General features: G+C 67.2%; 11 protein-coding genes and 1 pseudogene. 5 read left to right on the top strand and 7 right to left on the bottom strand.

Annotation, left to right across the window (positions count from 1 at the left end):
* Window positions 1-32 precede the first annotated feature (32 nt).
* Window positions 33-1,088 carry an amidohydrolase family protein gene (locus U4Y91_RS14540; RefSeq protein ID WP_321805592.1) on the top strand — a complete coding sequence of 352 codons (1,056 nt, stop codon included), beginning with the start codon at window positions 33-35 and terminating at the stop codon, window positions 1,086-1,088.
* A 120-nt stretch (window positions 1,089-1,208) separates the two neighbouring features.
* On the top strand, window positions 1,209-1,934 hold the full coding sequence (locus U4Y91_RS14535; RefSeq protein ID WP_124665931.1) for an OmpW/AlkL family protein: 726 nt from the start codon (window positions 1,209-1,211) through the stop codon (window positions 1,932-1,934).
* Window positions 1,935-2,097: 163 nt separating this feature from the next.
* Here the strand turns inward: U4Y91_RS14535 and U4Y91_RS14530 are convergent, their stop codons facing one another.
* From U4Y91_RS14530 to U4Y91_RS14500, 7 genes are all read right to left on the bottom strand, one after another.
* Entirely contained in the window at window positions 2,098-2,592 is a 495-nt protein-coding gene (locus U4Y91_RS14530; protein WP_321805591.1) for a helix-turn-helix domain-containing protein, read from the bottom strand.
* A gap of 81 nt (window positions 2,593-2,673) precedes the next feature.
* On the bottom strand, window positions 2,674-3,375 hold the full coding sequence (locus U4Y91_RS14525; RefSeq protein ID WP_321805590.1) for a PqiC family protein: 702 nt from the start codon (window positions 3,373-3,375) through the stop codon (window positions 2,674-2,676).
* Window positions 3,372-4,967, bottom strand: coding sequence for an intermembrane transport protein PqiB (locus U4Y91_RS14520; protein WP_321805589.1), 1,596 nt, complete (start codon window positions 4,965-4,967; stop codon window positions 3,372-3,374). Before U4Y91_RS14520 ends, U4Y91_RS14525 begins: the two co-directional genes overlap by 4 nt.
* Window positions 4,968-5,006: 39 nt before the next feature.
* A complete protein-coding gene (locus tag U4Y91_RS14515; RefSeq protein WP_321805588.1) occupies window positions 5,007-6,338 on the bottom strand; it encodes a paraquat-inducible protein A in 1,332 nt (443 codons plus the stop codon).
* Between the two features lie 129 nt (window positions 6,339-6,467).
* Window positions 6,468-7,934, bottom strand: coding sequence for an efflux transporter outer membrane subunit (locus U4Y91_RS14510; RefSeq protein WP_321805587.1), 1,467 nt, complete (start codon window positions 7,932-7,934; stop codon window positions 6,468-6,470).
* Entirely contained in the window at window positions 7,934-11,101 is a 3,168-nt protein-coding gene (locus U4Y91_RS14505; RefSeq protein WP_321805586.1) for an efflux RND transporter permease subunit, read from the bottom strand. The genes U4Y91_RS14510 and U4Y91_RS14505 overlap by 1 nt, the downstream gene beginning before the upstream one ends.
* Window positions 11,098-12,264 (bottom strand): efflux RND transporter periplasmic adaptor subunit, encoded by a 1,167-nt coding sequence (locus U4Y91_RS14500; protein WP_415750463.1) that lies wholly within the window; start codon window positions 12,262-12,264, stop codon window positions 11,098-11,100. The genes U4Y91_RS14505 and U4Y91_RS14500 overlap by 4 nt, the downstream gene beginning before the upstream one ends.
* 340 nt (window positions 12,265-12,604) lie before the next feature.
* Between U4Y91_RS14500 and U4Y91_RS14495 the strand changes: the two genes are divergently transcribed.
* The 3 genes and pseudogenes from U4Y91_RS14495 to U4Y91_RS14485 all read left to right on the top strand — a co-directional run bounded on the left by U4Y91_RS14495 (window position 12,605) and on the right by U4Y91_RS14485 (window position 14,115).
* Window positions 12,605-13,369, top strand: coding sequence for a TetR/AcrR family transcriptional regulator (locus U4Y91_RS14495; protein WP_415750460.1), 765 nt, complete (start codon window positions 12,605-12,607; stop codon window positions 13,367-13,369).
* 89 nt (window positions 13,370-13,458) lie between these two features.
* A pseudogene (locus U4Y91_RS14490) lies at window positions 13,459-13,756 on the top strand (type II toxin-antitoxin system RelE/ParE family toxin).
* A 2-nt stretch (window positions 13,757-13,758) separates the two neighbouring features.
* Window positions 13,759-14,115 carry an addiction module antidote protein gene (locus U4Y91_RS14485; protein WP_321805585.1) on the top strand — a complete coding sequence of 119 codons (357 nt, stop codon included), beginning with the start codon at window positions 13,759-13,761 and terminating at the stop codon, window positions 14,113-14,115.
* The last annotated feature ends 313 nt before the right edge of the window (window positions 14,116-14,428 follow it).

Genomic DNA, 14,428 nt, shown 5'->3' with positions numbered 1-14,428 from the left:
ATCCATATCAATGTTTTGCGCCGGAGCAGATCGTGCACCGAATCGACGTCCATCATCATTTCGTTCCGCCGGCCTATCGCGACGCAATGTCCAGGCATGGCATACAGAAGGTCGCCGGCGCGGCGTTGCCGGAATGGCATGCGCAAGCGTCGCTCGACGTGATGAACGTGAACGGGATTCAGGCGGCACTGCTGTCGATCTCGGCGCCGGGCGTGTATTTCGGCGATGTCGAAGAGGCACGCACGCTCGCACGTCAATGTAACGAATATTCGGCGCAGCTCTGCGATGCGTATCCCGGCCGCTTCGGTTCGTTCGCGGTTCTGCCGATGCCGCTTACCGAACTGGCCTGCGCGGAAGCCGTTCATGCACTCGACGTGCTGAAGGCGGACGGCGTCGTGCTGCTCGGCAGTACGGAAGGAAAGTTTCTCGGCGCGCCGGAATTCGACGAATTGATGGCCGAACTCGATCGTCGGCAGGCCGTCGTGTTCGTGCATCCGAACCTGCATCGGACAAGCGAGGCGCTCGGGCTGGGTGCGCCGGGATTCCTGATCGAATTCCTGTGCGACACGACGCGCGCGGCGGTCAATCTGATGCTGACGGGGACGCTGGCGCGTTACCCGAACATTCGCTGGATTCTCGCGCATGCGGGCGGATTCCTGCCTTACGTCGCGTGGCGCGTGTCGCTGGCCAACCTGATGCCGGAATACCTTGCTGCGGTACCGGCCGGCGTGCTCACGACCATTCGTCGATTCCACTTCGACACGGCATTGTCGCCCGCCGCGTATCCGCAGGCCGCATTGCGCGAACTGGTCGAGCCGACGCAGATCCTCTTCGGCAGCGATTTCCCGTTCGCGCCGGCACCGGTCACCGCCATGCAGCGCGACACGCTCGAACGGTCGCCCGTTTGGGATACCGACGCGCGCGCCGGCATCGAGCGCGGCAACGCATTGCGCCTGTTCCCGCGTTTTGCCGGCGGCGCGGAGCGTGTCGCCGGTATGCCCTCGCCCGAGGACGGCCCGCTGGCGTCGCTCAGGCGCGCGGCTGCCGGCGCGGGCGTCCGGTTGATCGACCGGCTCAGAGACCGCTGAATCCCGTTTCGTCCGGAACCCTGGACGCGCATGCCGGGCGGATGACCTCCGTCCGGCGACGACGCATGCCGCCGTTTCCCCGGCGGCGCCATCCTGCACATCACAACAATCGGAGACACCATGAAGCATACGAGCGCGGCAATTCTTCTGTCGATCGCGGCGATGTCGTGCGCCCGCGCACAATCGGCCGGTCAGTGGGTCATGAACGCCGGATGGCTGCACATGGCGCCGCAGGATTCGAGCGAGCCGCTGACGGTCAACGCGCTCGGGCGCTCGGGCACGGTGGCGGGTAGCGGCGCGAGCGTGGCCGATACCGATACGTTCGCGCTGACGGCGACCTATTTCGTCACGGATCACGTCGCAGTCGAGACGATCCTGGGCATTCCGCCGAAATTGCATCTGAGCGGCACGGGCTCCCTGTCGTCGCTCGGCGAACTGGGGACGGCTCGCGCATGGAGCCCGGCGATTCTCGCGCAATATCATTTCGGCGAACCGTCGGCCCGCTTTCGGCCATACGTCGGCGCGGGTCTCACCTATGTATGGTTCAGGGACGTACAGCTGAGCAACAAGGTCGCGAGCGGCGCATTCCTGTATTCGCCGACGCTCGGCAATCGCCTGGAGGGCCCCACGTCGGTGGCGCTGAGCCATTCCTTTGCGCCGATCGTCAACGCCGGGCTCACGTACAACATCGATCCGCACTGGTCGGTCGGCGTGTCGGTCGCCTACGTGTGGCTGTCGACGAAAGCCGACCTGAGTACGCGATCCGCGGTCGGAACCGTGACCAGTTCGACGCGGATCAAGATCGATCCGATCACGACTTTCGTGTCGGTCGGGTATCGGTTCTGAACGGGATCAAGCGGCTGGCGCCCATTCGACAGCCAGCCTGTGTGGAAGGCTGGCGTCCGCCACTGTGCGGATACTCGTTCGGGACGGCCGGATCGATGGACCGGGCGGCCGCCCGAACGGCGCGCATCACGGTGTCTTGCGTCGGCTCGTCGTAACGTGCGTACTACGCACCGGCACGCATCAGCGCAACGCCGAGCACTGCCGCCCATTCGGCCGACGATGGCATGCGCTCCGAGGTGTCCGCCGCACCGCTTGCCGCAGCCGGCGGCGCCGGTTCGGCGTGCAACCGGTCGACGATCTGCCGGATCCCGGCATCGCGCAGCGCGTACAGGTGCACCTCGACCCACAGCGGGAAACATTCCCAGCCGGCGGCGATGTCTGCGGAGTCGGCGGTGCAGAAGCCTCGGTGCTCATGCGCTGCCGGCCGCATTTTCGTCAGTAATCGCGGGCGGTCGCGGCGCAGGATCTCGATCAACAGCTCGCGCTTGTGCGCGAAGTTCGCATAGAACGCGCCGCGCGTATAGCCAGCGCGCTCGACGATGTGCTCGACGGTCGTATCGGCGAAGCCCTTCGCGATGAAGCATTCGCGAGCGGCGGCGATGAGCCGTTCGCGGGTGTCGAGCCGGCGCTGCATGCGGGTCAGGCGGGCGGTTTTCATCCTGTGCTGTCAGTGCGGTGGAAATGATTGAAGCGGCGCAACATCGCGCTGCGGGAAATGTCGCGTCGTCACGGCGCCGATTCAATCGTCGAGCGCGTCCGGCACGTCGCGATCGACAGCGGGGGGCGCGATCGGGCGCCCGAGTGCGCCCGCGCGGCAATCGGCTGGCGGCGCGGCGTGCGCGGCCGCCGCGCGAATGCCCGCGGCGATCCCGAGCGCGAGCGCATCGAGCGCGCGACGCTGCGCGTCGACGAGTGCTTCGTAGCCCGTCGACGCACCGGACCGAACGATGCTGCGGCACGTCAGCGCCGGCTGTCCGGGCCCGGAACTCACACTCCACGTTGCATCGAGCAGCACGTGCGATGCCGGCCACGATTCGATTCGCTGTACGTCCACCGCGACCCGGTAGACGGGCGCGCCGTCCGGATGGGCGATGCGATGAACATCGATCGTGCCGAGCCGGGACGCGACGCGCGTCGACAGTCCGCCGCGCATCTCGTCGCCGAGCGGGGCGGCCCAGCGCTCCTGCTCCAGGATGTCGGTCCGATCGGGGCCGCGTTGCACGACGAGCCGGTTGCCGTCCGCCGGTGCCGCGACGTGCACGGCCTGAATGTCGATCAGCCATGCAGGATGCGATGCGTCGGCCTGGGCACCCGCATCGTCCGCCATCGCGAGGGTATGGAAATGCACCGGCGGCGAGGCGCACGCGCTCAGCACCGCGAGTGCGGCGCACGTCGCGATGCGCGCCGGCATACGGAGACGACCAAACAAACGCGCTTTCATTGGCGGTCTCCCTTCTTGCCGAACAGCAGCGATTCGGGATGACGTTCCAGATAGTCCGCAAGCGCATTCAACGACTGCAGCGTATGCGTGAGCGACTGCATCGCCTCATGTACGTCCGACTGCATCGGCGAATTCTGCCCCAACGTCGACTCTGCCGCGCTGAACGTGCGTTGCGCGGCGGCCAGCGTGTCGCGCGCCTGCGGCACGACCTGCTCATCGAGGTGACCGAACAACTGGTTCGCATGCGCGAGCGCGCCGTTCAGATTGTTGCCGATCCGGTCGAACGGAACCTGATCGAGCTTGCGCGCGATGTCGGCGATCTGCACCTGCAGCTCGTCGAGCGTGTTGGGCACGGTCGGCAGTTCCACCGGCGTGCGGCGCGCGTCCACGCTTGCGTGCGGCGCCTTCGGGAACATGTCGAGCGCCACGTAGAGCTGACCGGTCAGCAGGCTGCCGGTGCGCAACTGCCCGCGCAGTCCCTGGAGCACCAGGTGCTCGAGCAGTTCGTGGCCGCCTGCCGTATCGGGCGCGGGCAGCGCCGTATCGCTGTGTCGGCTCAGTCGCGACGGATACAGCGCCATCGCGACCTTCATGCTGAAGTTGCGCGTGTGTTCGTTGTACTCGATCCCGATGTTCGTGACCTGACCGAGCACGATGCCTCGCAGATCGACCGGCGCGCCGACCGACAGCCCGCGCAGCGACTGGTCGAAGCGCATGATGACCATCAGCGGCGTGCCGTCGGGGTCGCGCATCGCGTCGGCTTCGTCGGGTGCGAGCCGGAACGGCGTGTTGTCGGCTGCCTGCGGCGCGTCCGCTTGTCCAGGCGGCGACTGAAACGCGAGACCGCCGACGATCACGGTCGCCAGCGACTGCGTGTTGAGTTTCAGGCCGCTCGAATCGAGCCGAAGATCCACGCCGCTCGCGTGCCACCAGCGCGTATTGACGCTGACGTACTTGTCGTAGGGCGCCGTCACGAACGCCTGCACGTCGACGCCGGTACCGTCCTTGTCGAGCGAGAATCCCACGACCTGACCGACCTGCACATGCCGGTAGAACACCGGCGAGCCGATGTCGACCGAGCCCAGCGAGTCGCCGTGCAGCAGGTAGCGTCGGCCCTGCTGGTCCGCGGTGACGGCGGGCGGCGTCTCGAGACCGGTGAAATCGGTCTGCTTCTGCGACGAGCGGCCGAGATCCGCGCCGATGAATGCACCGGAGAGCAGCGTGCCGAGGCCGGAAATGCCGGTGGCACCGACGCGCGGTCGAACGACCCAGAAGCGCGTGTCGCGGTTCGCGAAGCGCGCGGCGTCGTGCGTCAGCTGAATGCCGACGACCACGCGCTTGAAGTCGGGGGTGAGCGTAATGGTCTGGACGGAGCCGATATCGACGTCCTTGTAGCGGACCTTGGTCTTGCCGGCTTCGAGGCCCTCGGCGTTGGCGAACGTGACCGTGATCGTCGGACCGTTGGCGGTGACGGTCCGGATCACGAGCGACAGCCCGATCAGCGCGCACACGAGCGGCACGATCCAGACGAGAGACGGGATCCAGCGGCTGCGCGGCCGGATCTCGGGTGGAGAAAAATCGAAAGAGGACATCGTTTTGGGAGTCGAAATAAAGCGGGCGCTTGCGCCGGTTCAAGGTTGGTGATGGGCGGCGGGGCGGGGCGCGCCGTCCCAGATGAGCCGCGGATCGAACTGCATCGACGCGCACATGGTCAGCACGACCACGGCGCCGAACGCGAGCGCGCCGGGGCCGGGCGTGATGTCGGCGAGTGAGCCGAAATGCACGAGCGCGATCGTGAGCGCGACGACAAATACGTCGAGCATCGACCAGCGGCCCACGCGCTCGACCAGCCGATGCAGCCGGGCTCGTTCGAGCGGCCGCCATTGCACGCCGCGATGGGCGGCGATCGCCTGGAATGCGAGGGCCGCAAGCTTGGCCATCGGCACGAGCACACTCGCGATGAACACGATGACGGCGAGCGCCCAGTCGCCGGACGTCCAGAAGTACGCGACACCGCCGAGGATCGTGTCGTCCTCGGCCCGGCCGAGCGAAGTCGCGTGCATGACGGGCAGCAGGTTCGCCGGGATATAGAGCAACGCAGCGGCAGCGACGAGCGCGCCCGTGCGCGCGATGCTGTGCGGACGGCGCGCGTGCAGCGGCGATCCGCAGCGCGTGCAGCGCTCGCCGCATGTGTGTGCCGGCTGCACGCGCGAGCAGAGGTGACAGGCGATCCATCCCGCGGCGCGGGCCGTCATGCCCGCCGATCCGCTGCGTTCCGCGGCCCGGGGCGCCGCATGTCGCTTCGTGTCGGGGCGGGGCGGTTTCGTACGGTCGGCATCGCCTGGCCGCAGTGCGACGAGTTCGTCGTGTGCTTCCCACAGTCGGGCTGGTTCGATCGTCGACAGCAGGCAGAGCATCACGGTAAGCCCGGCGAACGCGAATAGCGCGGGCCCGGCAAGCACGTGTGCGAGGCTCGTCAGTTTGACGATCGTGATGAGCACGCCGAGCATCAGCACCTCGACCATGCTCCACGGCCGCAATCGGTGAATGCCGCGCAGCACTTGTGCGAAGTGGCGCGGTACGCGGCCCGCGCGCAACGGCACGAGCAGGTACAGCCATGCGGCCAGCTCCAGTATCGGAAACAGCATCGTCGTGCAGAACACGAGCGCGGCCACCAGCGGCTGACCGTTCGACCATAGCGCGCGAACCGCGTCACCGAGCGTCGCTTGCGACGCGATGCCGGCCGCATCGAGCGCGACGATCGGAAATCCCTGCGCGACGCAACACGTCACGAGCGCGGCGACCGTCAATGCGCACATCCGGTCGAGCGAGCGGCGGCCGTGCGCCGCACCGCTCACGCGAGCGCGGCATCTCGGGCAGTGCGCCGTCAGCGCGCGCAGGCGCGGCGGACGCTGAATCAGCAGGTCGCATTCGTGGCAGGCGACCAGGTTGTCGGATTTCATCGGGAATCAACCATGCGGGTAATGAAGGCGCGGCGCCGCGCGATGCACGGTACGCCGGGCATCGGGCTTCGAGATTGCGGACCGGTGCGGCCCGAACGCGCGCGGCCGGTCCATCGACGCAAGCAGCGGCTATTGCCGGGCCGCGACCGTCGTGCCAGTTGCGGGCGGCAGTTCGCCCATTGCCTGCAGCAGCGCCGCCGTATCGGTCATCCGGCGGCTCGCGGCACGCACCGCATCGAGTTCCGCGTTCAGATAGAGCTGTTCGCTCGACCGTTGCGCGGACATCGGAACGGCACCCAATGTGCGGCGTTGCGCCGTTTCGTGGAAGGCCTCGCCTGCCGCGCGCGCCGCGAGTTCGTTCGCGGCCAGTCCTTGCGCGTCGTTGTCCAGCGCGGCGAGCGAATCGGCGACGTCGCCGAATGCGGACAGCACCGCCGCCTTGTACTGCAGCACCGCGGCGTCGTACGCATCGCGCGACGCCCGCCGGTGAGCCAGCAGCGCACCGCCGTGGAAGATCGGCTGCGACAGCCCGGCGCCGACGGCCCACAGCCCGCCCGCGCCCGACAACAGCGCTGGCCAGCTGAAGCCGCCGCGCCCCATCGTCGCGGTGAGCGACAGGCTCGGGAACAACTGGGCGGTCGCCTCGCCGACGTCGGCCGATGCCGCCTTCACGGCTGCCGCGGCCGCGCGGATGTCCGGCCGTGCCTTCAGCAGGTCGGACGGCACGACCACGGGCACGTGTTCCGGCAGCGACAGTCCGGTGAAGGAGGGGACCGGCGGCGGTGCGTCGGGCGTGCGGCCCAGCAGGATCGCCAGCGCGTGAACCGCGCTCGCACGCTGCTGTCGCAGCGGCGGCAGCGTCGCGGCGAGCGACGCCGCGCCCTGGGTCGACGCCAGCGCCTGCACGTGGGACACCGCGCCGAGCGCGTAACGCTGCTGGTCTTCGAGCGCGGATGCCTCGGCAACGGCGACCAGGCGCTCCGTCAGCAGGATCTGGCGGTCGAGCGTCGCGGCGCGGAGGGCGGTGCCGACGATGTTGGCCGCCAGCGCACGCCTTGCCGCTTCGAGCTCGCAACCGCGCACGTCGACGCGCGCGGCGCTCGCCTCGTTCGCATATCGCGTGGCGCCGAACAGGTCGAAGGTGTAATGCGCCTGCAGTTGCCCGACGAAGACGTTGTAGCGCAGGCTTTGCGCGCCTGCGCCGGAGATGTCCGGCGTGCGCGTGCGGGCCACCTGCGCGTTCGCGTCGATCGACGGCAGCGTCGACGCGCCGATCTGCGCACGCAGTTCCTCCTGCGCGGCGGCGAGCGTCCTGTCTGCCGCGGCCAGCGTCGGGTTCGCGCGCAGGCCTTCGTCGACCAGCGCGTCGAGCGCGCCGGACCGATACAGGCGCCACCATTGCGGAACGGGCGCGGCGCCGACGTCGAACTGCTGCGCGACGCCTGCCGCTTCGGCGGTGCGCGGCGCCTGTGGCGTCGCGCCGTAGTGCGCCGGCGACGGAATCGCGGGCGGCGTGCTGCTCGGGGCCATTGCACAGCCGCTCAGGCAGAGCGCCGCGCTCGCGGCGAGCACCGAGGTGGTCAGGGGAAATTTCATCAGCATGTCTCCGAGGACGCGACGTCCATCGCACGCGACTCGCATTCGTCGCTGCGCACCTTGAAGCAGGTCGCATAGAGGGCCGGCAGGAAGAAGATGGTCAGCACCGTCGCGATCGTGATGCCGCCCATCAGCGCGGTGGCCATCGGGCCGAAGAAGCCGGAACGCAACAGCGGAATCAGCGCGAACACCGCGGCGGCGGCGGTCAGCATGATCGGCCGGAAGCGGCGCACGGTCGCGCCCACGATCGCGGTGAAGCGTGGCTGCCCGGCCGCGATGTCCTGGTCGATCTGGTCGACCAGGATCACCGAGTTGCGCATGATGATCCCGAACATCGCGATCACGCCGAGCAGCGCGACGAAGCCGAACGGCTTGCCGAACAGCAGCAGCGCCGCGACCACGCCGATCAGGCCGAGCGGGGCCGTCAGCACGACGATGAAGGTGCGCGAGAAGCGCTTGAGCTGGATCATCAGCAGCGTCAGCACCGCGATGATCATGAGCGGCATCTGCGCGTTGATCGACGTCTGGCCCTTCATGCTCTCCTCGGCCGCACCGCCGATCTCGATCCGGTAACCGGCCGGCAGTGTGGCGCGCAGCGTCGCCAGGGCGCTGTCGATGGCGCGCGTCACGCCGATGCTCGGCGCTTCGCCGCGAACGTCGGCCTGCACCGTGACGGTCGGCTGGCGGTCGCGTTCCCAGATCACGCCGTATTCGAGCGTGTCGCGCACGTGGCCGATCGTGCCGAGCGGCACCGGGCCGTGCGGCGTCGGGATCGCAAGGCCGGCGAGCTGCGACGGGTCGATCCGTTCGCGCTTCGGCGCACGCAGGTCGACGTCGATCAGCTTGTCGCGTTCGCGATACTGCGTGACCGTATAGCCGGACAGCGTCATCGCGAGGAAACTCGACACGTCTTCCGACGTCACGCCGAGCTGGCGTGCCTTCAGTTGATCGATTTCGAACGACACCGATCGCTCCGCCGGCTCGTCCCAGTCGAACTGCACGTTGCGCGTGCGGGCATCGGCACGCATCGTGTCCGCCACTTTTTCGGCAATGCCGCGAACGGTCGAGATGTCGTCGCCGCTCACGCGGAACTTGATCGGAAAGCCGACGGGCGGTCCGTTCTCGAGGCGCGCGACGCGCGTGCGCACGGTCGGGAAGCGGCTTGCCAGCGTCGACTCGAGCCAATGCGACAAGCGCTTGCGCGATTCGACGTCCTTGGCCGTGATCACGAACTGCGCGAAGTTCGGCTGCTGGAGCTGCTGGTCGAGCGGCAGATAGAAGCGCGGCGCACCGGTGCCGACGAAATCGACGACGTGATCGATTTCAGGCCGACCGTCGAGCACCTTCTCGAGCCGCGTGGCCTCACGCAGTGTCGCGTCGAACGAAGCGCCTTCCGGCAGGCGCAGGTCGACCAGCAGTTCGGGGCGCTCCGAGTTTGGGAAAAATTGCTGTGGCACGCGCGTGAATGCCGCCATCGCGATCGCGAACAGCACGGCCGTTACGCCCAGCACCACCCAGCGGCGCTCGATGCACGCCGAGATCCATCCGGACAGCCGCCGGTAAAAGCCCGTTTCATAAACGTCCTGCCCATGTGCATGAGCGTCGTGATGCTGCTCGGGCAGCATGTGGTAGCCGAGCAGCGGCACCAGCACGACGGCCGCGAACCACGACACGATCAGCGAGATCGCGGACACCTCGAAGATCGACCGCGTGTATTCGCCGGTGCTCGATTTCGCGAGCGCGATCGGCAGGAAGCCGGATACCGTGACGAGCGTGCCGGTCAGCATCGGGAACGCCGTGCTCGTGTAGGCGAAGGCTGCCGCGCGCGCGCGGCTCCAACCCTGCTCGAGCTTCACCGCCATCATTTCGACGGCGATGATCGCATCGTCCACCAGCAGCCCCAGCGCGAGCACCAGCGTGCCGAGCGACACCTTGTCGAGGCCGATGCCGAACGCGTGCATGCACAGTGCCGTCACGGCGAGCACGATCGGAATCGTGATGACGACGACCATGCCGGTGCGCAGGCCCAGCGACACGAGGCTGACGACGAGCACGATCGCGACGGCTTCGCCGACCGCTTCGACGAAGTCGTCCACCGAGTGCTTGACGGCATGCGGCATGCTCGACATCGCGGTCAGTTTCAGTCCGGCCGGCAAGCCGGCCCGGAGCTCGACTGCCTTCGCGTCGAGCGCCTTGCCGAGGTCGATCACGTCACCGCCTTTTTGCATCGTGACGCCGATGCCGAGCACCGCGTGACCATTCGTACGCATCTGCGTGACGGGCGGATCGTCGTAGCCACGCGTGACCTTTGCGACGTCGCCGAGCCGGAACGTCCGGCCGTTCACCGTGATCAGCATGTCGGCGAGCACCTGCGTGTCCTTGAACGCGCCGCTCGGCCGCACGAACACGCGATCGTCCGCTGTCGTGATCGTGCCGACCGGTGCGACGGCGTTTTGCGCATCGATGGCCTGTGCGAGCTGCTGCGGCGTGATCGCGAGCCGCGTCAGTTGCGCGTTCGAGATCTCGACGAATACGTGCTGGCCGGGGTCGCCGAAGTAGTCGACCTTCGCGACGCCCGGCACACGCAACAGCACGGTGCGCAGCTTGTCCGCGTAATCGTGCAGTTGCGCGGGCGAGTAGCCGTCGCCTTCGAGCGCATAGATGTTGGTGTAGACGTCGCCGAATTCGTCGTTGAAGAACGGGCCGACGGTGCCCTTCGGCAGCGTCGCCCGGATGTCGCCGACCTTCTTGCGCACCTGATACCAGGTTTCCGGCACCTGATCGACCGGCGCCGAATCCTTCATCGCAAAGAAGATCATCGACTCACCGGGGCGCGAATAGCTCTTGATGTTATCGACGTAAGGCGCGGCCTGGAGCTGGCGGCCGATCCGGTCCGTGACCTGTTCCTGCACTTCGCGCGCCGTGGCGCCCGGCCAATAGGTCTGGATCACCATGGTTCGGAACGTAAACGGCGGATCCTCCGATTGCGCGAGGCGCGTATAGCCGATCATGCCGAAGATCGTCGCGAGGCCGATCAGGAAGATCACCAGTTGCTGATGCTTCAGCGCCCATGCTGACAGATTGAAGCGGCCGTCGTCGCGCGACGCGGCACCGGTTTGTGCGCCGAGCGCACCGTCCGTCGAGGACCGGTGTTCTGGAGCATTCATGATGCGAAGTCCTCCGCATGCAGCGGCGGCACGACGCGCACGTGCTGGCCGGTACTCACCGTATGGACGCCTTGCATCACGACGCGCTCGTTTTCCGCCAGGCCAGACGTGACCGTGACCGTACGCTCGTCGTAGCGTCCGACCGTTACCGCGCGCAGTTCCAGCGTGTCGCTGCCTTTGCGAATGACCCAGACCGCCGGCGCTTCGCCGTGATGGAAGAGTGCGGTGGCCGGCAGCGTGATCGCGTGGTCCGCGGCGGTGTCGGCGGCGCCGTCGAACGAGATGCTGGCGGTCATCCCGGAGCGGACGTCCGGCCCCGGCGCGAGCAGCGTCAGCTTCACGCGCCAGGTGCGGCTTTGCGGATCAGCCGCCGCCGCGACTTCGCGCACGCGTGCGTCGAGCACCTTGCCCGGCAGTGCCGTCAGGCTGACGTGCGCGGTGCGGCCGACCACGAGATCGCGCAGATCGCGCTCCGCGACGTCGCAGACGATGTCGAGGTCGCCGCTCCAGTCCAGATGAAACACCGCCTGGCCGGGCTCGACGTTCTGCCCGGTATCGGCATCCTCCGACGTGATGACGCCGTCGTGATCCGCGACCAGCGTCGCGTAGCGCAGGTGATCGCCCGCGAGCGCCATTTGCGCGAGCGCGGAATCGCGTTGCGCGACCGCCGATGCATACGCGTCCTGCGTCGTCTCGAGCTGCGCGGGCGCGATCAGGTTGGCCTGAGCCTGGGCGCGGTCGCGATCCAGTTGCTGCTTCGCATAGGCGACGCGATGCTCGGCGGCATCGAGCTGCGCGCGCGCGTTCAGCAACGTGTTGTGCAGATCGGCCGGATCGAGCATCGCGAGGGTTTGTCCGGCCTTGACGGTGTCGCCGATTCGCACGCGCCGCTCGACGATCTTGCCGCCGACCCGGAACGACAGCGGCGTCGAATATCGCGCCTGAACCTGCGCGGGCAGCACGCGCTGCACTGCGCCGTCGTCCGCATGAACCGGCAGCGCGACCACCGGTTGCAGTTCGGGCGCCGGGGCCTCATGCGAGTGGCAAGCCGCGAGAAGAATCGCACAGCAGGCGAATGCGATCGGGGCGCGCCGAAGCGGTGGCGCGATGCGTGTCAGAAACGGGCGCGTTGAAGTCCGCGCGTCAAGTCCGGGTGATTTCACGATGTTTCCAAGACAAGTGAGGGTCAAACTAAAAAGGGTTCGGCGACCACGGCGGGTCACCCCGGTTTATGCAGGCGCGCGGGCGTCTCCGCCGACGGTGCGCATGACGATCAATCAGTACTCCGACGTTTGAGGTGCAGATCGTTCCGATTGCCGACATGACACGGCTTGCGAACGACGATGGCCGCCGAGTGTGCCGACGGGGCCGCCTGCGCGTCACCGACGCTCGCTGGCGTGGGTCCGGAACAGTGTCTGGGCAGGAACCGGTTCTGCTATTTTCGAGATTAGACTCATAACTGATAATGTTGTCAAGTATGAGCGGGTAATCTAGAATTGCGTCATGCAGAAAATTCTTATGGAAAGGGAAGGTGCGCTCGTGGACGACAAACCGGTCCGGCCGCGTCGCCCGAACGCGTCAGTGGCTGAAGCGGAACAGCGTCAACCGCGCGGTGCCCGGCGCAAGGAGGCGACACGTATGCGCTTGCTGCGGGCGGCGTTCGGTCTGATGGCGGAAAAGGGCAGGGACAACGTCGCGATCAGCGAGATCACCGAGGCGGCGGATGTGGGGTTCGGCTCGTTTTACTACCACTTCGAATCGAAGGACGGCATCTTCGCCGCGCTGACCGAGTGGGTGTTCGACGATTTCGCGGACGGGCTCGAGCGTCTTGCGAGCGGTTTGTCGGATCCGGCCGAGGTCGTGTCGGTTTGCGTGCGTCACACGCTGATGCGCGCGCGCCGCGAGCGGCTCTGGGGGCGGTTCCTGATGCGGGAGGGCTTTTCTGCGCGTGCGCTCGACTACGGGCTGGGCCGGCGTTTGCGGCGGGACAGCGAGCGCGGAATCGCGGCACGCCGCTTCGTCGTCGGCGATCCGTTCATGAGCGTGCTCGCGATGACGGGGACGATCCTGGCGGCGATCGCGGCGGAGTGCTACGCGGCCGACACGGCAGCGGGCGAAGCGAGGAAGCCGGCGGGAGACGAAAGCCGGCTCCCCGAGCGGGCCGCGGCAATGGTATTGCAGACGCTCGGCCTGACGCGCGCAGAAGCAAAGGTCGTGGCGAACCGACCATTGCCGCCCGGCGACTTCACCGCTGCGGAGAGTAGTTGACGGTTGGTTGCCGCCGACGCGGGGGCCGGCCGATCCAGTTGGGCGACGAGGCAGTAGCTATAGTGTCCCCTATGGGTTACAATTCATTCATGTTCAAAGTCCTGACCACCCCCCCAATTTGATAGCTGGCTCGATGGGCTTCGCGATCCGGTCGGCAGCGCGGCAATCAGTCTGCGCATCGAGCGGGCGAAGCTCGGCAACCTTGGCCAGTGGCGCGCAGTCGGTGGTGGTGTCAACGAAATGAAGATCGACGTAGGGCCGGGATACCGGGCCTACTTCGTGCGGCGCGGAAAAATCATCATCGTGGTGTTGTGCGGCGGCGACAAGTCGACACAGAAGAAGGACATCAAGACGGCGAAGCAAATCGCCGGCGAACTGGAGGATTGAGTATGAAAATCAGCGAACTGGCCGAATTCGACGGCTCGAAGTACCTGAAGGACGAGGAAACAATTCGCCACTACCTGGCGCAAGCGTTCGAAGATGGCGATCCGCGCCTGATCCAGGCCGCGCTCGGGAACGTCGCGAAAGCGCGTGGCATGACCGCGCTGGCGCGCGAGTCCGGCGTAAAGCGCGAAGCACTCTACCGTGCGCTGTCGGAAGGTGGGAACGCGGAGTTTGCAACGATCATGAAGGTTGTCGGCGCGTTGGGATTGCACCTGACCGTTGCGCCGGCACAGCCGGCGGCCGAAGTGGCGCCGGTGCCTGCACCGACACCAACGCGCGCACGCGCTACGGCGCATGCGTAATGTCGCGGTGGGCCGGCCGCCAATGTCGCGCCGGCCACCGTCGTCTAAACGGACTTGACCGCCACATACGCGGCAACTCGTGCGCCAGCGCGCGAGGACGGCGGCGAATGTGCCGTCGTCCTCGCGCGCGAATCTTGTCGACGACGTTCCAGCCACGCACGTAGCGCGCGAGGCTGCGCTGGCTCGAAAGGTAATGCGACGCGTGCACGCCGACCCAAGCGAGCATTTCGTGGGGCGTCAGTTTTTGCCAATTCGGGCCATTGGTTTGGTCAACCTTCATAGTTGACATAACGTGAATTATCGATAGTTTTGA

Origin of the sequence: Burkholderia sp. BCC1993 (genome assembly GCF_905339865.1) — a bacterium.
Classification (GTDB): Bacteria; Pseudomonadota; Gammaproteobacteria; order Burkholderiales; family Burkholderiaceae; genus Burkholderia.
The sequence above is the reverse complement of the archived record's forward strand: the minus strand, read 5'-3'. Positions and strand labels throughout refer to the sequence as shown.

Excerpts from the sequence above, each read along its gene's own strand:
- U4Y91_RS14535 (WP_124665931.1), top strand. The coding sequence starts at position 1,209 with ATGAAGCATACGAGCGCGGCAATTCTTCTGTCGATCGCGGCGATGTCG.
- U4Y91_RS14530 (WP_321805591.1), bottom strand. The coding sequence starts at position 2,592 with ATGAAAACCGCCCGCCTGACCCGCATGCAGCGCCGGCTCGACACCCGC.
- U4Y91_RS14525 (WP_321805590.1), bottom strand. The coding sequence starts at position 3,375 with ATGAAAGCGCGTTTGTTTGGTCGTCTCCGTATGCCGGCGCGCATCGCG.
- U4Y91_RS14520 (WP_321805589.1), bottom strand. The coding sequence starts at position 4,967 with ATGTCCTCTTTCGATTTTTCTCCACCCGAGATCCGGCCGCGCAGCCGC.
- U4Y91_RS14515 (WP_321805588.1), bottom strand. The coding sequence starts at position 6,338 with ATGAAATCCGACAACCTGGTCGCCTGCCACGAATGCGACCTGCTGATT.
- U4Y91_RS14510 (WP_321805587.1), bottom strand. The coding sequence starts at position 7,934 with ATGAAATTTCCCCTGACCACCTCGGTGCTCGCCGCGAGCGCGGCGCTC.
- U4Y91_RS14505 (WP_321805586.1), bottom strand. The coding sequence starts at position 11,101 with ATGAATGCTCCAGAACACCGGTCCTCGACGGACGGTGCGCTCGGCGCA.
- U4Y91_RS14495 (WP_415750460.1), top strand. The coding sequence starts at position 12,605 with ATGCAGAAAATTCTTATGGAAAGGGAAGGTGCGCTCGTGGACGACAAA.
- U4Y91_RS14485 (WP_321805585.1), top strand. The coding sequence starts at position 13,759 with ATGAAAATCAGCGAACTGGCCGAATTCGACGGCTCGAAGTACCTGAAG.